The 17605-nt window shown below is 73.6% G+C and carries 12 protein-coding genes; all 12 read left to right on the top strand.

Annotated features, from left to right (window positions below):
* Positions 1 to 428 precede the first annotated feature (428 nt).
* The 12 genes from ACVWNX_RS23415 (at position 429) to ACVWNX_RS23360 (ending at position 17523) form a co-directional block, all read left to right on the top strand.
* On the top strand, positions 429 to 1634 hold the full coding sequence (locus tag ACVWNX_RS23415; protein ID WP_454414902.1) for an ROK family transcriptional regulator: 1206 nt from the start codon (positions 429 to 431) through the stop codon (positions 1632 to 1634).
* A 332-nt stretch (positions 1635 to 1966) separates the two neighbouring features.
* Entirely contained in the window at positions 1967 to 3307 is a 1341-nt protein-coding gene (locus ACVWNX_RS23410) for an ABC transporter substrate-binding protein (protein ID WP_454409643.1), read from the top strand.
* A gap of 2 nt (positions 3308 to 3309) precedes the next feature.
* On the top strand, positions 3310 to 4254 hold the full coding sequence (locus ACVWNX_RS23405; RefSeq protein ID WP_454409641.1) for a carbohydrate ABC transporter permease: 945 nt from the start codon (positions 3310 to 3312) through the stop codon (positions 4252 to 4254).
* Between the two features lie 12 nt (positions 4255 to 4266).
* A complete protein-coding gene (locus tag ACVWNX_RS23400) occupies positions 4267 to 5181 on the top strand; it encodes a carbohydrate ABC transporter permease (RefSeq protein ID WP_454414901.1) in 915 nt (304 codons plus the stop codon).
* Between the two features lie 8 nt (positions 5182 to 5189).
* On the top strand, positions 5190 to 6455 hold the full coding sequence (locus tag ACVWNX_RS23395; protein ID WP_454409640.1) for a 6-phospho-beta-glucosidase: 1266 nt from the start codon (positions 5190 to 5192) through the stop codon (positions 6453 to 6455).
* Positions 6446 to 7459 (top strand): N-acetylglucosamine kinase, encoded by a 1014-nt coding sequence (locus ACVWNX_RS23390; protein WP_454409638.1) that lies wholly within the window; start codon positions 6446 to 6448, stop codon positions 7457 to 7459. The genes ACVWNX_RS23395 and ACVWNX_RS23390 overlap by 10 nt, the downstream gene beginning before the upstream one ends.
* A gap of 302 nt (positions 7460 to 7761) precedes the next feature.
* Positions 7762 to 9297, top strand: coding sequence for a hypothetical protein (locus ACVWNX_RS23385; RefSeq protein ID WP_454409636.1), 1536 nt, complete (start codon positions 7762 to 7764; stop codon positions 9295 to 9297).
* Between the two features lie 23 nt (positions 9298 to 9320).
* The gene (locus ACVWNX_RS23380) at positions 9321 to 10292 is read left to right on the top strand and encodes a glutamate ABC transporter substrate-binding protein (protein ID WP_454409634.1); all 972 of its coding nucleotides are present in this window, start codon (positions 9321 to 9323) and stop codon (positions 10290 to 10292) included.
* Between the two features lie 200 nt (positions 10293 to 10492).
* Entirely contained in the window at positions 10493 to 11806 is a 1314-nt protein-coding gene (locus tag ACVWNX_RS23375) for a hypothetical protein (RefSeq protein ID WP_454409632.1), read from the top strand.
* Positions 11803 to 14478: a serine/threonine-protein kinase gene (locus tag ACVWNX_RS23370; protein WP_454409630.1), complete on the top strand. Its 2676-nt coding sequence runs from the start codon at positions 11803 to 11805 to the stop codon at positions 14476 to 14478. The genes ACVWNX_RS23375 and ACVWNX_RS23370 overlap by 4 nt, the downstream gene beginning before the upstream one ends.
* A gap of 3 nt (positions 14479 to 14481) precedes the next feature.
* Complete coding sequence (locus ACVWNX_RS23365; protein WP_454409628.1) at positions 14482 to 16020, top strand: PP2C family serine/threonine-protein phosphatase; 1539 nt, start codon at positions 14482 to 14484, stop codon at positions 16018 to 16020.
* A 159-nt stretch (positions 16021 to 16179) separates the two neighbouring features.
* On the top strand, positions 16180 to 17523 hold the full coding sequence (locus ACVWNX_RS23360; RefSeq protein ID WP_454409627.1) for a vWA domain-containing protein: 1344 nt from the start codon (positions 16180 to 16182) through the stop codon (positions 17521 to 17523).
* Positions 17524 to 17605 lie beyond the last annotated feature (82 nt).

Here is a 17605-nt window from a genome sequence, read left to right as displayed (position 1 = left end):
ACCGGTTGGGAACGGGCTCGGAACGGGCCCGGAACGGGGCGCCCGGATAACGACTTGGTAGCGCCGGACGTCCGATCCATTGACGGTGGCACCGCGCTGCCCCTACCTTCCCGGGTCAGATAGGAAAGTTTCCTAACAGTGCTCGACGGGCAGAGTGCCACCGAGGGAGGGCGGGTGATCGGACGATGAGCGAGACGGGCCCCACCGGGCACCACGGCCCCTCCGAAGCCACGGGCACCCCCGCCGCCTCCACCGCCGGCTCCGGCTCCGGCTCCGGCAGCCATGCCAGCCCCAGCGGTCCTGGCAGCCGCACCGGTCCCAGCAGCCCCGGCAGCCCTGGCGGCCCCAGCGGCACTGGTGCCCCCACCGGCCCCGCCACCCCCCAGGGCCAGAGCGGCACCCCCGGCACCCCCCGGGTCCTGCGCGCCATGAACGACCGGGCGGCGCTGGACCTGCTGCTGGCCCAGGGGCCCCTGTCCCGCACCCGGATCGGCGCGCTCACCGGGCTCTCCAAGCCCACCGCGTCCCAGTTGCTGGCCCGGCTGGAGGCGGCCGGACTGGTCCGGGCCACCGGCACCACCGAGGGCCGCCCCGGTCCGAACGCCCAGCTCTACGCGGTCAACCCGACCGCCGCGCACGCCGCCGGGCTGGACGTCCGCCCCGAGGGCATCCGCGCCGCGGTCGCCGACATCACCGGCCGCACCGTCGGCGAGTACGCCCTGCCCACCCCCGGCCGCCGCACCACCCGGCCGGTGGTCGACCTGGTCACCGAGGCCCTGGACGGGGCGGCTGCCGACGCCGGGCTCGCCCGGACGGACGTCCACCGGCTGGTCATCGGCACCCCGGGCGCGTTCGACCCCACCACCGGTCGGCTGCGCTACGCCTCCCACCTGCCGGGCTGGCACGCCCCCGCCCTCCTCGACGACCTCGCCGCCGCGCTGTCGATGCCCATCGGGTACGAGAACGACGTCAACCTGGTGGCCCTCGCGGAACAGCGGCTCGGCGCGGCCCGTGGCCACGAGGACTTCGTCCTGCTGTGGAACGAGGACGGCATCGGCGCCGCCCTGGTGATCGGCGGACGGCTGCACCGCGGCCGGACCGGCGGCGCGGGCGAGGTCGGGTTCCTCCCGGTGCCGGGCGCGCCCCTGATCCGCCAGGTGACGCGGAACAACAGCGGCGGCTACCAGGAGCTGGCGGGCGCCCAGGTGGTGGCGCGGCTGGCCCGCTCGCTCGGGATCACCCCGATCCCCCGGGGCACCCATCCGGAGGTCGCCGCCGCGCTGGTCGCCCGGGCGGCCGGGCACCTCGCGGACCCCGAGCCCTCCCGCCACCAGGGTCTGAGCGGCGGCCCCTACCAGGAACTGCTGCGGACCTACGCCACCGGGCTGGCGACCGGGCTGGCCTCCCTGGTGTCCGTGCTGGACCCCCAGCTGATCGTGCTCAGCGGCTCGGTACTCACCGCGGGCGGCGAGGCGCTGCGCTCGCTGGTCCAGTCCGAGCTGGAGGACCTGGCCGCGCCCCGGCCGAAGCTGGTCGTCGGCGAGGTGTCCGGCCACCCCGTACTGCGCGGCGCGCTGGAGAGCGCGCTCGCCGCCACCCGCGACGAGGTCTTCGACACCTCGCGCGCCCCCTGAGACCCCCACGGGATCCGGCCACAACACCGGGTACCACCGCACCACCCCGGGTGATCCCCGACCCGCCGCACGGCCCGGGCGCCACAAGCGTCCCGGGCCGTGCGGTACCCCGCACCACCCCACGCACCACCAGCACCCCTGATGGCGCACGCACCACCAGCACCAAGAGCACCACTCGCACCACTGGCACCACGAGAACGAGCAGAACCGACAGAACGGGAACCACCGCACACGAACGGCCCCAGCACCCCGCACCTCCGCACTTCCGCACAGCACGTGTACGGCGCAACACCCCACTCGTTTGCCCCGACCCGCTCAAGGGAGACACCGTCATGCCCGGATTCCGTCGCGGTACGGCGACCGCCGTCGCCGCCGCCACGTCGATAGCCCTGTTCGCCACGGCCTGCACCGGCCAGTCCTCGACCGGTGCCGACGACGACGCGTCCAAGAACACGACGATCACCTTCTGGCACGGCTGGACCGCCCCCTCGGAAGTGAAGGCGATCGAGGACAACATCGACCGCTTCGAGAAGGCGCACCCGAACATCAAGGTGAAGGTGGTCGGCGGGATCAACGACGACAAGCTCAACCAGGCGCTGCGGGCGGGCGGTTCCAAGGGGCCGGACGTGGTCTCCTCGTTCACCACCGCGAACGTGGGCAAGTTCTGTTCCTCGGGGGCCTTCGAGAACCTGGAACCGTTCATCGAGAAGGACGGCATCGACCTGGAGAAGACGTTCTCCAAGGTGCTGCTGGAGTACACCGAGTTCGAGGGCGAGCGCTGCGCGCTGCCGCTGCTGTCGGACGCGTACGGGCTGTACTACAACAAGGACGAGTTCAAGAAGCACGGGATCGAGGCGCCGCCGAAGACCTGGAGCGAGTTCCTCGACGTCGCCAAGAAGCTGACGAAGACCAAGGGCGGCGGCTACGAGACCCTGGGCTTCATGCCGAACTACCACGGCTACGAGACGGTCGTCTCGCACTACATGTCCCAGTGGGACCACCAGTACTTCGACGCGGACGGCAAGTCCAACGTCGCCAAGGACCCCGGTTTCAAGGAGATGTACGCCTTCCAGAAGAAGATGGTCGACGAACTGGGCGGCTTCGAGAAGCTGGAGAAGTACCGCACCACCTTCGGTGACGAGTGGGCCGCCGAGCACCCCTTCCACCTGGGCCAGGTCTCCATGCAGCTGGACGGCGAGTGGCGGCTGGGGATGGCCGAGGCGGCCGACGTGGACTTCGAGATCGGGGTGGCGCCGCTGCCCGTCGCGGACGACGAGGCCGACGAGTACGGCAAGGGCTACCTCTCCGGGACGATCATGGGCATCGCCCCGCGCAGCCAGAAGAAGAACGCGGCCTGGGAACTGATGAAGTACATGACCACCGACACCGACGCGGTGGTGCAGTTCGCGAACGGGATCAAGAACGTCCCCTCCACGCTGGCCGCGCTGGACTCCCCCGACCTGAAGCTGGACCCGCGCTTCAAGACCTTCCTGGACATCGCCAAGCACCCCGAGTCCTCCACCTCGCCCGGCGCGGTGGACGGCATCGGCTACCAGAACACCCTCCAGGACCTCGGCTACCGCTACGAGTCCGGCAAGGTGAAGGACCTCCAGGCCGGCCTGGAGGAGGCCGCCCGGCAGATCGACACGGACCTCGCGAAGGCCGCGCGGTAAGCATGTCCACCGCGAACACGTCACGTACGAGGCGCCGCCGGTCGGCGCTTCGTACGCTGGCCTTCCTCTCGCCCTGGCTGATCGGGTTCGGCGTCTTCTTCGCGTACCCGCTCGTGGCGACGGTCTACTTCTCGTTCATGCGGTACGACGGCTTCGAACCGCCCACCTGGAACGGGCTGGAGAACTGGTCGTACCTCTTCAACGACTTCCCGAAGTTCTGGCCCGCGATGCAGAACACGCTCTGGCTGGTCGTGGTGATGGTGACCTGCCGGGTCGCCTTCGGGCTCGGCGTGGGACTGCTGATCACCAAGATCAAGACGGGCACCGGGGTCTTCCGGACCCTGTTCTACCTGCCCTACCTGGCACCGCCGGTCGCCGCGACGCTGGCCTTCGTGTTCCTGCTCAACCCGGGCACCGGCCCCGTCAACTCGCTGCTGGAGACGGTCGGCGTCGACGCGCCGAGCTGGTTCAACGACGCGGACTGGTCCAAGCCCGCGCTCACCGTCCTCGCCGTGTGGGGCGTCGGCGACCTCATGGTCATCTTCATGGCCGCGCTGCTCGACGTCCCGAAGGAGCAGTACGAGGCCGCCGAGCTGGACGGGGCCTCCGCCTTCCAGCGGTTCCGGTTCGTCACCCTGCCCAACATCTCCCCGATCATCCTGTTCGCGGTGGTGACCGGGGTCATCTCGGCCATGCAGTACTACACCCAGCCGATCGTCGCCGCGAAGGTCGCCTCCGGACGGATGGGCGGCTCCGGCCAGCCCTTCGAGCCGGGCTACCCCGAGGGTTCCACCCTCACGCTGCCGCAGCTCGTCTACAACGTCGGCTTCCAGCGCTTCGACTACGGCACCGCCTGTGCCGGGGCGCTCGTCCTGTTCGTCCTCGCCATGGCGTGCACCGCGCTGCTGATGCGACGCCGAGGCGGCCTGATCGGGGTGGGTGACTGACCCGTGAACCGACTGACCGAGAAGAGCGCCCCGGCGCGACCGGCCCCCGCCGCGCGCCCCGCAACGGGCGGACCCGACCCCGCCGCCCGGCGCACCGCTCGACGACGGGCGGTCCTGCACTGGATCGCCGTGCACTCGCTGGGCGTGGCCGCCGCCCTGTTCTTCCTGCTGCCGTTCGTCTTCGTGGTGCTGACCTCGCTGATGAGCGACCAGCAGGCGCTCACCCGCGACCTGTGGCCGAGGGACTGGGAGTTCGGCAACTACCTCACCGTGTGGGACACCCCCGGGTTCCTCACCTGGTGGCGCAACACCCTGCTCTACGCGGGGCTCGGGACCGTGCTGTCGGTGGTCTCCTCGATCCCGGTGGCGTACGCGCTCGCCAAGTTCCGCTTCCGGGGCCGCAAGCTGTCCCTGATGCTGGTCATCTCGATGATGATGCTGCCGCCCCAGGTCGTGATCATCCCGATGTACCTGTTCTGGGCGCAGCAGATGGACCTCTCGGGGACGCTCTGGCCGCTGATCATCCCGATGGCCTTCGGCGACGCGTTCTCGATCTTCCTGCTGCGGCAGTTCCTGCTGACCATCCCGGACGAGTACCTGGACGCGGCGCGGGTGGACGGCTGCGGCGAGGTCCGCACCCTGCTGAGGGTCGTGCTGCCGATGGCCAGGCCGGGCATCGCGGCGGTGGCCCTGTTCCAGTTCTTCTACGCCTGGAACGACTACTTCGGACCGCAGATCTACGCGTCCGACAACCCCGCGGCCTGGACGCTCAGTTACGGACTGGAGTCGTTCAAGGGCGCACACCACACCAATTGGAATCTGACCATGGCCGCCACCGTGCTGGTCATGGCACCGGTCATCCTCGTCTTCTTCTTCGCCCAGAAGGCGTTCGTCGAGGGTGTCACGCTCACTGGAGTGAAGGGCTAGTACTACTGATGAAACTGACCGTGGTCGGCGGAGGTTCGACCTACACCCCCGAACTGATCGACGGATTCGCGCGCCTGCGGGACACCCTCCCGATCACGGAACTCGTCCTCGTCGACCCGGCCGCCGACCGTCTGGAACTGGTCGGCGGACTGGCCCGGCGCATCTTCGCCAAGCAGGGCCACCCGGGCACCATCACCACCACCGGGGACCTGGACGCGGCCGTCGCCGGTGCCGACGCGGTCCTGCTGCAACTGCGCGTGGGCGGCCAGGCCGCCCGCAACAACGACGAGACCTGGCCGCTGAGCTGCGGCTGCGTCGGTCAGGAGACCACCGGCGCGGGCGGCCTCGCCAAGGCGCTGCGCACCGTGCCGGTGGTCCTCGACATCGCCGAACGCGTCCGGCGCGCCAACCCGGACGCCTGGATCATCGACTTCACCAACCCGGTCGGCATCGTCACCCGCGCCCTGCTGAACGCCGGGCACAAGGCCGTCGGCCTCTGCAACGTGGCCATCGGCTTCCAGCGGCGGTTCGCCGGGCACCTGGGCGTCGACCCGTCCCGGATCCATCTGGACCACGTGGGGCTCAACCACCTCACCTGGGAGACCGCGGTCCGGATCGGCGGCCCCGACGGCGAGGACGTGCTGCCCAAGCTGCTCGCGGAGCACGGCGACACCATCGCCTCCTCGCTCAGCCTGCCGCGCTCCCTGCTCGACCGGCTCGGCGTGGTGCCCTCGTACTACCTGCGCTACTTCTACGCCCACGACGAGGTCGTCGAGGAACTGCGGACCAAGCCGTCGCGGGCCGCCGAGGTCGCCGCGATGGAACGGGAACTGCTGGAGATGTACGGGGACCCGACCCTGGACGAGAAGCCGGAGCTGCTCGCCAAGCGCGGCGGCGCCTTCTACTCCGAGGCGGCCGTGGACCTGGCGTCCGCGCTGCTCGGCGGGGGCGGCAGCCCCCACCAGGTGGTCAACACCCGCAACGGGGGCACCCTGCCGTTCCTTCCGGACGACGCGGTGATCGAGGTGCAGGCCGCGGTCGGCCCCGAGGGTCCGCGCCCGCTCGCCGTGCCCGCCGTGGACCCGCTGTACGCGGGGCTGATCGCCAACGTCACCGCGTACGAGGACCTCGCCCTGGACGCGGCGCTGCGCGGCGGCCGGGACCGGGTGTTCACCGCGCTGCTGTCCCACCCGCTGATCGGACAGGTCGCGTACGCCGACAAGCTCACCGACGAACTGATCGCGCACAACCGGGAGCACCTCGCGTGGGCGTGAACCACTCCGCCCCCGGCGGACGGCCCGGAGCGGCGGCCCGGGCCGCGGTCCTCGCCGTCGACGCGGGCAACAGCAAGACCGACGTGGCGGTGGTCCTGGCCGACGGCCGGGTCGTCGGGACCGGCCGCGGCGGCGGGTTCCAACCGCCGGTCGTGGGCGTCGAGACGGCGGTGGACGCGCTGGCCGACGCGGTGCGCGCCGCCCTCGCCGAAGCGGGCGTCGCCAAGGTCGTGCACGTCTCGGCGTGCCTGGCCAACGCCGACCTCCCGGTGGAGGAGGCCCGGCTCACCGAGGCCCTGCGGCGGCGTGGCTGGAGCGCGACCGGCGACGTCACCGTGCGCAACGACACCTTCGCCCTGCTGCGGGCCGGGGTCTCCGAGCCGCGCGGGGTGGCCGTGGTCTGCGGGGCGGGCATCAACTGCGTGGGGATGCGGCCCGACGGGCGCACCGCCCGGTTCCCGGCGATCGGGAAGATCTCCGGGGACTGGGGCGGCGGGCTGGGCATGGCGGAGGAGGCCCTGTGGCACGCGGCCCGCGCCGACGACGGCCGGGGCCCGGACACCGAACTGGCCCGGACCCTGCCCGCGCACTTCGGGCTGGACTCCATGCCCGCGCTGATCGAGGCCCTGCACCTCGGGGAGTTTCCGCTGCTCCGCCGCCATGAGCTGACACCGGTGCTGTTCGCCACCGCCGAGGACGGCGACCCGGTCGCCCGCTCCCTGGTGGACCGGCTCGCGGACGAGGTCGTCGCCATGGCCGTGGTGGCGCTGCGGCGGCTGGACCTCCTCGACGAGGAGACGCCCGTGGTGCTCGGCGGGGGCATCCTCGCGGCCCGGCACCCGCGCCTGGACGAGGGGGTGCGCGCCCGTCTCGCGGAACTCGCCCCCAAGGCCGTGCCCCAGGTGGTGACGGCCCGCCCGGTGCTGGGCGCGGCGCTGCTGGGGCTCGACCACGTCGGCGCGGAGCCGGACGCCCTGGAGCGGCTACGGAAGCGGTACGCGTAGCCGCACCCCGGCGCCCTGACGCCCCCGCCCTCCGGTCCCCGGTCCCGTCGCGCACGGGACCGGGGACCTCCGCGCACGGGACCGGGGCCAGCGCGTTCCCCCGTTACCTGGGAGCCCCGAAGCTCACTCGATCGTGCGTACGGGCCGTGCGAGCGGGAACCGAACACCCGTGAGGGGCGTATTCACCGTAGGGGGCACAAGATCCGGGCAATGCCGGTGCGCGAGGGGGTGCCTGCGGTGATACTGGCCGCACCGAACGGGCAGCGCGGGGGGACGAGACGGATGACCACGGGGGAGGCCGCATGACGCAGCCGCCGAACCAGGCCACGCGCCGGACCGGCAACGCCGTCCCCGCCACGCCGCCGCCGACCGGCGGACTGCCCGTCACCTCCGCCGTCCCCACCGGCGGGACGCCCACGACCGGAGCGGGCGTCCCCGCGCAGACCCGACGGCCCCAGGGCGTCCCCGGGCCCCTCGCCGCGCCCCCGCCCCCGCCCCGCCGCACCGCCTGGGCCGAGGGCGTGGACCGGCTGCGCGCCGCCGCGACCACCGAGCCGGGACGGCTGCGCGTCATCGGCGCCGTCCTCGCGCTGCTCGTGGTCGGCTTCGGCGCGGCCACCACCTGGCAGATGACGGACCGCGCCGCCGCCGCCGACCACGTGCTGCACCGCAGCCAGCCGCTCGCCTCCGACGCGGCGGCCGTGTACCGCTCCCTCGCCGACGCCAACACCGCCGCGTCCAGCGGCTTCCTGGCGGGCGGTCAGGAACCGGCCGAGGTCATCAAGCGGTACCGCGACGACATCGCCACCGCCTCCGAGAAGCTGGCCCGGGCCTCCGCCGGGGCCGAACCGGGCTCCGCCTCCGCCACCGCCATCGCCGAGCTGAACAAGCTGCTGCCCCGCTACACCGGCCTGGTGGAGCGGGCCCGCGCCAACAACCGCCAGGGCCTGCCGCTGGGCGGCGCCTATCTGCGGTACGCCAACGACACCATGCAGACGGAGATGCTTCCGGCGGCGGAGAAGCTCTACAAGAACGAGAACGCCCGGCTGCGCGCCGACTACGACGCCGCCACCCCCTACCCCTGGGCCGCCCTCGGGCTGGGCGCGGTCGCCCTCGGCGCCCTCGGCTGGGCCCAGCGACGCAACTACCTGCGCACCCACCGGGTGTTCAACCACGGACTCCTCGCGGCCACGGCCGCCTCGACGGCCGTGGTGCTGTGGCTGGCCGTCGGCCACACCGTCGCCCGCTCCGGCCTCGACGACTCCTACGAGCACGGGGTGCGCTCCCTGAACGTCCTCCACGACGCCCGGCTCGCCTCCCTCAAGGCCCGGGGCAACGAGAACCTCACCCTGGTCAGCCGGGGCGCCGAGACCATCACCGTGGACGACGCCCCCGTCGACAAGTACGACGCCGCCTTCAACGAGCAGATGGCCCTGCTCGCGGGCACCGACGACCGGCCGGGCCTGCTCGCCCGGGCCGCCGAGCTGGCCGACGACGACGCGGGCCGGGACCCCGTCGCCCGGGCCACCCGGGCGATGAAGGTCTGGCAGGAACGGCACGGGGTCGCCCGTGAGCGGGACAACGCGGGCGACTACCGGGGCGCCGTCGACAAGGTCATCGGCACCGCGAAGGGCGACGAGCCCACCGGCGAGTGCTTCGACACGGTCGACGCGGCGCTGGAGAAGGCCCTCGCCCATGAACAGGACGAGTTCCGCACGGCGGTCGGCGACGCGCCGGGCGGCATGAACCTCCTGGCCGTCGGCGCGGCGGTGCTCGCGGTGCTCGGCGCGGCACTCGCCCTGCTCGGCATCGGCCGCAGACTTTCGGAGTACCGGTGAGACCGTCGAGAGGGGACGCGACGATGCGAGCGCGACGCGTACACCTGCGGGGCTGGGGCGGAGTCGCCGCCATGGCGGTCGCCTGTGTCCTCACCGCCCTCTTCGTGCTGCTGCCGGTGGCCCACGGCGGCGGGAAGGCCGCCCCGGCGGGCGCCTCCGAGGTCAGCGCGGGCGCGCCCGTCCGGGCGGAGGAGGAGTGCGTCCCCCAGGCGTCCAGCCTGCGGCCGTCCGCCGCCGAGAACGGTCCCTCGGTCTCCGCGATCCGCGAACGGGGACGGCTGGTGATCGGCGTGGACCAGAACAGCTACCGCTGGGGCTACCGCGACCCCAACCGCGAGGACGGACGGCTGGAGGGCTTCGACATCGACCTGGCGAAGGCCATCGCCCGGGCGATCCTGCCCGGCGGCACCGTCCAGTTCCGCGCGATCCCCACCAACCAGCGCATACCCGCCCTGAAGAAGGGGCAGGTGGACATGGTCGTGCGGACCATGACGATCAACTGCGAGCGACTGGCGGAGGTCGACTTCTCCACCGCCTACTTCACCACCGGCCAGCAGGTCCTCGCCCCCCGGGACTCCCCGATCACCGGCTACGACACCTCGCTGCGGGGCAAGCGGGTGTGCTCGGCGGCGGGCTCCACCGCCGAGACCGCGCTGAAGGCCCGCGACTACGGGGCCGACGTCTCGGTGACGGTGCCCAACCAGCTCGACTGTCTGGTGCGGCTCCAGCTCGGCGAGGTGGACGCGGTGGTCACCGACAGCGCGCTCGCCGCCGGGCAGGCCGCCCAGGACCCGACGGTCGAGCTGAAGGGCGAGCCGTTCACCACGGAGTACTACGGCATCGCGATGAAGAAGGGTTCGGACGACCTGGTGCGCCGGGTCAACCAGGTCCTGGTGGACTACCGCCGCGACGGCTGGCAGAAGTCGTACGACACCTGGCTCGCCGACGACCTGGGCCCGGGCGTCCGGCCCCCGGACCCCCGGTACCGCGACTGACCGGGAGCGCGGCCCACCCGGACGGCGACGGACGACGGCGGCAAGGGCGACGGAGGACGACGACCGGGACGCCGACGACGAGGACACCGGGACACACGACAGCGACAGCGACAGCGACGACGGCAACGCAGCGACAACGGGGGCGAACGGCGGGGCGATCCGGTCCGCCGGGACGACGACCGAGAGCAGTGAGGTGATCGATGGGCGGCACGGGATCCACCGGGCCGGTGATGGACCGGGACGAGGTGGACCGTGCGCTGGCGCGGCTGGGCGCGGAGCACGAGGCGATCGAGACCTCGCTGCTCGCGCTCCAGGACCACGCGGGCCGCAGACTGCTCGAAGGCGCCGAACTGACCGGCACCACCCGTGAGCGGTGGACGGAGACGGACGCCTCGGTCTCCCTGCTGTGGCGGTACTTCGACCACTACGCCGAGGCGCTGCGCTCGGCGCGGGAACGGCGCGCCCGCCGCCGCTGGTCCAGCCAGGAGGACCTGGCCCACCTCACCGAACTGCTGCGGGGAGCGTCCGTGACGGTGCCGGACGTCCCCGGCGAGGGCGGCGCGCTCACCGGACCGGCCCGGCTCAGCCGGCGGTTCACGCTGGAGGAGCTCGTCACCGTCATGAACGGGCTGTACGCCGGGGCCCTGGACGTGGTGGTGGCGGCCGACGCGGTCTGGTCGGCGCTGCCCGCGCGGATCGACCTGCTGGCGGCGGAACTCCAGCGCACCCGCGGCCTCGCCCACTCGGTGGGGGTGCGGCCCGGGGAACACCCGGCGGGCGACGACCTGGAACGCATCACCCGGGCCCTGACCACCCTGCGCGAACGGGTGGTGTCCGACCCGCTCGCCTACTGGACCCCCGCCCGGGGCAGTTCGGCGCCCGGCGGCGGACGCCCGGACACCGCGCCCTACGACCGGCAGGCGCGCGCCCTGGAGGAGGTCCGCCGGGAGATCGACGCGGTGCTGACGGTCCGCCAGGACGCCGAGGCCCGGCTGCTGCGGCTGCGCGACGTGCTGTCCCGCGCGGACCGCACCCTCGCCGAGGCCCGTTCCGCGCGCGGCGAGGTGCTGGCGAAGATCGCCTCCTTCGAGGTGCCGTCGGTCTCCGGGCCGCCCACCGCGCTCCAGGACCAGTTGGTGGCGGCCTCCGAGTACCGCCGCCAGGGCCAGTGGCACCGGCTGTCCCCGCTGCTGGAGGCCCTGGAGGCCCGTGCCGAGGACGAGTTGCTGCGGGCCCGGGAGTCGCTGACGGCGGTCACGGCGCCGCTCGCGGTCCGCGCGGAACTGCGCGGCCGTCTCGACGCGTACAAGGCGAAGGTGGCCCGGCACGGCATGGCGGAGGACCCGGTGCTGATCGAGCGGTACGACATCGCGCGCCGCATGCTGTGGAGCGCGCCCTGCGATCTGCGGGCCGCCGAGTCGGCGGTGCTGCGCTACCAGCGGGCGGCGGCCGAGGCGCTGCTGCCGAAGGTGCCCGGCCAGGGTGGCCCGGTGGACGGGAGAAGTGACCGATGACCGGGGCGACGTGCCAGCGGCCGGACTGCGAGGGCGCCTACGAGGACATGGGCGGCGGGGAGCTGTACTGCGACACCTGCGGGCTGGCCCCGGTGGTCGCCACCGGCCCCCCGGCCACCGGAACGGGCGCGGCGGGCGCCGCCGGGTCCACCAGCGCGCGTTCGGCGCGCTCCGCGCGGTCCTCCCGTTCGGCGCGCTCGGCCGCCTCGCACCGCTCGGTGTCCGGGCGGCTCTCCCGGGCCCGTTCGGTGTCCGGGCTGCCCACCGAGCGTTCGGTGTCGGTGCGGACGTCGGGCCGCACCGGCGGGGGCCCCACCCGGGGACGGCTCGGGGCGGGTCTGGTCGAGGTGCCGGGGGTGCCGCGTCCCGACCCGGTCGCGATGGTGCTGGAGGACCCGGAGGTCCCCGAGCGCAAGCGGTTCTGCTCGCGCTCCGACTGCGGTGCCCCGGTGGGCCGTTCGCGCGGTGAGCGGACCGGCCGCACCGAGGGCTTCTGCACCAAGTGCGGACACCCCTACTCGTTCGTGCCCAAGCTGGGGCGCGGTGACGTGGTGCACGGCCAGTACGAGGTGATGGGCTGTCTGGCGCACGGCGGGCTGGGCTGGATCTACCTGGCGATCGACCGGGCGGTGGCCGACCGCTGGGTGGTGCTCAAGGGCCTGCTGGACACCGGCGACCAGGACGCGATGGCGGCGGCGATCTCGGAGCGCCGGTTCCTCGCCGAGATCGAGCACGCGAACATCGTGCGGATCTACAACTTCGTGGAGCACCTCGACCAGCGCACCGGCTCCCTCGACGGCTACATAGTGATGGAGTACGTCGGCGGCAAGTCGCTGAAGGAGATCGCCAACGAGCGGCGCACCCCGGCCGGACGACGGGACCCGCTGCCGGTGGAACAGGCGTGCGCGTACGGGATCGAGGCCCTGGAGGCGCTCGGCCATCTGCACAGCCGCAACCTGCTGTACTGCGACTTCAAGGTCGACAACGCGATCCAGACCGAGGACGAGCTGAAGCTGATCGACATGGGCGCGGTGCGCCGCGCCGACGACGACGAGTCGGCGATCTTCGGCACCATCGGCTACCAGGCCCCGGAGGTCGCGGAGACCGGTCCGTCGGTGGCCTCGGACCTGTACACGGTGGCCCGGACGCTCGCGGTGCTCACCTTCGACTTCCAGGGCTACACCAATGTGTTCGTGGACTCGTTGCCCGATCCCGAGCACATCGAGGTCTTCCGGACCTACGAGTCGTTCTACCGGCTGCTGGTACGGGCCACCGACCCCGACCCGGCCCGCCGGTTCGCCTCGGCGCGGGAGATGGCGGAGCAGCTGACGGGGGTGCTGCGGGAGGTCGTGGCGCTCCAGACCGGCGAGCCGAAGCCCGCGCTGTCGACGCTGTTCGGCCCGGAGATGCGGGTCACCGACACCGAGTTGTTCGACGCGGCCGAGGACGGGGGGTCCCGGCTCGGCGCCCGTCCGGTGCGCGGCGGCCGGAACGGCACCGCGCGCCCGAGGTCCGTCCTCGGACGGAGGGCGTCCGGGAACGGCACCCCCGCCCTGCCTCCGGGAAACACGGGAACCACGGGAACCAACGGGGCCGCCGTCCCCACGAGACCCCCAGGACACCCGGCCCGCCCGGGACCCGCCGGGCACACCGGGCCCGTGCCCGGCGGCACCTGGGCGCATCCGCCGACCACGCCCGCCCCCGCCTCCCCGGGCGGACTGGTGCGGGAGCTGGACGCCGCCGCGACGGCGCTGGCACTGCCGGTGCCGCACGTGGACCCGGACGACCCCAACGCCGGTTTCCTCGCCGGGCTGATGGCCTCCTCGGCCCCCGCCGAGCTGGTGGCCGCCCTGGCCTCGGCGCCCGCCGACTCCCTGGAGCTGCGGCTGCGGGAGCTGCGGGCCCGGCTGGCGACCGACGAACCGGAGGCGGCCGGACGGGTGCTGGCCGATCTGGTCCGCGACCACGGCGAGGACTGGCGGGTCATCTGGCACCAGGGCGTGGGCTCCCTCGCCACCGGCGACCACGAGACGGCGGCGCTGTCGTTCGAGGCGGTGTACGACGCCTTCCCCGGCGAACCCGCGCCGAAGCTGGCGCTCGGGGTGTGCGCGGAGGTGCTGGGCCAACTGGACAACGCGGGCGAGTACTACCGGCTGGTGTGGACGACCGATCCGAGCTACGTCTCGGCGGCGTTCGGGCTGGCCCGGGTGCGGCTCGCGGCGGGGGACCGGCCGGGCGCGGTGCGGACCCTGGAGTCGGTGCCGGAGTCCTCGATCCACTACACGGCGGCCCGGGTGGCGGCGGTGCGGGCCCGGCTGCGCGGCCGGGTCGGCGCGGGCGGCGCGGAGCCCCTGCTGGACGATCTGCGGGCGGCGGCGGGCCAGCTGGAGGCGCTCGACGCGTTCGGACTGGACGCGGTGCGCCGGGAACGGCTGGCGACCGAGGTGCTGGGTACGGCGCTGGACTGGGTACTCTCCGGTAGCCGGGGTTCCGCCGCACCGGACGGCCCCGGCGGCCGGACGGCGCTGCTCGGCAGTGAACTGGACGAGCGCGGGCTGCGGTTCGGCCTGGAACGCTCGTACCGCACGCTGGCGCGGCTCGCGCGGGGCGGCGACGAGAGGATCGAACTGGTGGAACGCGCAAACCGTTTCCGCCCCCGGACATGGGTGTGATTGATGGCGTCACAGCGACCCCGGCCGGCCGCCGGACCACGGTGCCCCAGGTGCGCGGAGCCTCTGGAGCCGGGCGACCGGTTCTGCGGCGTCTGCGGCCATGACGTGTCGTCGGTGATCGGCGCGGAGGGCGGCGGGGACCATCCGACCGTCGCCCTCCAGAGCCCGGTCGCCCCGGTCCCGGTCCCGGTCCCGGCCGCCGACGGTCCGTCCGGGGCGTGGTGGCCCCAGGCGTCGGAGCCCAGCGGAGGGACGCCCGCGCCCGTCCATCTGGCGAGCGACATCTCGGGCCGCACCTCGGGCGGCGGCGAACTCCACGCGCGGGGGCACCAGGGCGCCACGGGCGGACCGGAGTTCCGCACCGACCACGCCCACGAGCACCCCGGGACGGCTCCCTCGGCACCGCCCGGCGCGAGCGGCGTGAACGGCGCGGGCGGCACGAGGGGCACGAGGGGCACGGGCGGCGGTACCGGCGGCGCGGGCGACTACCCGCTGCCCGCCCCGGCGCCGGGCGCGGCGGGGTCCGTCACCCCGTCGGCACCCGGACGGCCACCAGGACAGGAACCGGCCCCGGCACCGGCCGCCGATCCGCGCACGGGCGTCCCGCCCACCGGGGGCGACCCCAGGCGGTGCGTGTTCTGCGGGGTGGGCCGGATCTCCCCGGACACGTATTGCGAACACTGCGGCAAGGCACAACCCCGGGAGCGCGACCACATGGAAACGGCACTGGACACGGTCGCGGCGGTCAGCGACCGGGGACTGCGGCACCACCGCAACGAGGACGCGTACGCGGTGGCGGCGGCCGGGCTGCCGGACGGTTCGCCCGCCGTCGTCGCGATGGTCTGCGACGGGGTGTCGTCCGCGAGCCGTCCCGACGAGGCGTCCCTCGCGGCGTCCCGGGCGGCGAGCGAGTGCGCGCTGGAGCTGCTGCCGCGCGGGGTCCATCCGCAGCAGGCGATGCACCAGGCGATCGTGGCCGCGTCGGAGGCGGTCAACGCGCTGGTGGAGCCGGACGGCACGGCCGGTGGCGAGGGCGGCGCCGGGCACCAGAACGCGCCCGCGTGCACCCTGGTCGGGGCGATCGTGGCGGGTGACCTGCTGGTGGTCGGCTGGGTCGGCGACAGCCGGGCCTACTGGGTGCCGGTGGACCGCTCGGCCCCGGCGGCCCGGCTCACCGAGGACGACTCCTGGGCGGCCCAGATGGTCGCGGCGGGGCTGATGAGCGAGGCCGAGGCGTACGCAGACGAGCGCGCCCACGCCATCACGGGCTGGCTCGGCGCGGACGCCTACGAACTGGAGCCGCACACCGTCTCGTTCAAGCCGGACCGGCCCGGGGTGGTCGTGGTGTGCACCGACGGGCTGTGGAACTACGCCGAGTCCACGCACGACATGACCGCCGTGCTGGCGCCCGACGCCCACCGGCGTCCGCTGGCGGCGGCCCGGGCCCTGGTCGCGCACGCCCTCGAAGGCGGCGGCCACGACAACATCACCGTCGCGCTGGTGCCGTTCCCGGCCCCCGGACCGGGGGAGGCGACGGGCTGAGACGGGCCGCGCGGGGCCGGGGGCGGGACCCGCGCGGCGCAGCACACGCAGCACAGACGGCCGGTCCGGGGCACGGACCGGCCGCGCGGGGGCCGCCAGCGGGCACCCCCGACCGACACGCGCGCACCCACGTGCCGTGGGAGCGAGGGGGAGCGAACCATGGCCAACTTCTCGAAGCCGTCCGTACCGCGGTTCTCGGTGGACGTGTACCAGAACGAGTTCCTGCCGGACGGCGGACGCGAGGTCAACGCGATCGTCACCGTCACGTCCACCGGCGGCGGCACGGTCGGCCCGGCGGTCTCCGCGCCGCACGCGTACGGAACCGGGCACGGGCCCGGGGCCGCCGTGGTGGTCATGGTCGACTGCTCGGGGTCGATGGACTACCCGGCGACCAAGATGCGCGGCGCCCGGGAGGCGACGGCGGCGGCCGTCGACGCGCTGCGGGACGGGGTCCGGTTCGCGGTGGTCGCCGGAACGCACGTGGCCCGGGAGGTGTACCCGAGGCAGGGCGTGCTCGCCGTCGCCGACGAACGCACCCGGCGGGAGGCCAAGGAGGCGCTGCGGGGCCTGACGGCGGGCGGGGGCACCGCCATCGGCACCTGGCTGCGGCTCGCGGACACCCTGCTCGCCACGGCCGACGTCCCCATCCGGCACGGCATCCTGCTCACCGACGGGCGCAACGAGCACGAGTCCCCGGAGTCCCTGCGGCGGGCGCTGGAGGAGTGCGCGGGACGCTTCACCTGTGACGCGCGCGGCGTCGGCACCGACTGGGAAGTGAAAGAAGTCACAGGCATCGCCTCGGCGTTGCTGGGCTCCGCCGACATCGTCGCGGACCCGGCGGGGCTGACCGCCGACTTCACCGGGCTGATGGAGACCGCGATGGGCAAGGGGGTCGCGGACGTGGCGCTGCGGCTGTGGACCCCGATGGGCGCCGAGGTGGCGTTCGTGAAGCAGGTCGCGCCGAACGTCGAGGACCTGACCGCCCGCCGGACCGAGGCGGGCCCCCGGGCGGGCGACTACCCCACCGGATCCTGGGGCGACGAGTCCCGGGACTACCACGTGTGCGTGCGGGTGCCGTCCGCCGGGATCGGCCAGGAGATGCTGGCGGCCCGGGTCTCGCTGGTGGTGCCCCGGCCCGACGGCGGCGCGGAGAACCTCGCCCAGGGGCTGGTGCGCGCGGTGTGGACGGACGACATGTCGGCGTCCACCTCGCTCAATCCGCAGGTGGCGCACTACACCGGACAGGCGGAACTGGCCCAGGTCATCCAACAGGGTCTGGACGCCCGAAAGTCGGGCGATACGGACGGGGCGACCGCCAAACTCGGCCGCGCCGTCCAGCTCGCCAGCGCCTCCGGGAACGAGGACACCGCCAAGCTGCTGGCGAAGGTGGTGGACGTGGTCGACGCCGCTGCGGGTACTGTGCGACTGAAGGCGAAGGTCGCGGAGGCCGACGAGATGACTCTCGAAACCCGGTCCACCAAGACCGTCCGCGTCAAGAAGTGACGTCGGACGACGACGTCAGAGTCAGCGCACGGTAACGGCCTCACCGCCGTTCACCCGCCCCGGTTCCCGGCCGCGGCGGACG

It is taken from the genome of Streptomyces sp. JNUCC 64 (assembly GCF_054484115.1).
Note: the sequence above shows the minus strand (reverse complement) of the source record. Positions and strands in the feature narration are given on the sequence as shown.

Excerpts from the sequence above, each read along its gene's own strand:
- ACVWNX_RS23380 (WP_454409634.1), top strand. The coding sequence starts at position 9,321 with ATGCGAGCGCGACGCGTACACCTGCGGGGCTGGGGCGGAGTCGCCGCC.
- ACVWNX_RS23385 (WP_454409636.1), top strand. The coding sequence starts at position 7,762 with ATGACGCAGCCGCCGAACCAGGCCACGCGCCGGACCGGCAACGCCGTC.
- ACVWNX_RS23375 (WP_454409632.1), top strand. The coding sequence starts at position 10,493 with ATGGGCGGCACGGGATCCACCGGGCCGGTGATGGACCGGGACGAGGTG.
- ACVWNX_RS23360 (WP_454409627.1), top strand. The coding sequence starts at position 16,180 with ATGGCCAACTTCTCGAAGCCGTCCGTACCGCGGTTCTCGGTGGACGTG.
- ACVWNX_RS23365 (WP_454409628.1), top strand. The coding sequence starts at position 14,482 with ATGGCGTCACAGCGACCCCGGCCGGCCGCCGGACCACGGTGCCCCAGG.
- ACVWNX_RS23415 (WP_454414902.1), top strand. The coding sequence starts at position 429 with ATGAACGACCGGGCGGCGCTGGACCTGCTGCTGGCCCAGGGGCCCCTG.
- ACVWNX_RS23405 (WP_454409641.1), top strand. The coding sequence starts at position 3,310 with ATGTCCACCGCGAACACGTCACGTACGAGGCGCCGCCGGTCGGCGCTT.
- ACVWNX_RS23395 (WP_454409640.1), top strand. The coding sequence starts at position 5,190 with ATGAAACTGACCGTGGTCGGCGGAGGTTCGACCTACACCCCCGAACTG.
- ACVWNX_RS23410 (WP_454409643.1), top strand. The coding sequence starts at position 1,967 with ATGCCCGGATTCCGTCGCGGTACGGCGACCGCCGTCGCCGCCGCCACG.
- ACVWNX_RS23370 (WP_454409630.1), top strand. The coding sequence starts at position 11,803 with ATGACCGGGGCGACGTGCCAGCGGCCGGACTGCGAGGGCGCCTACGAG.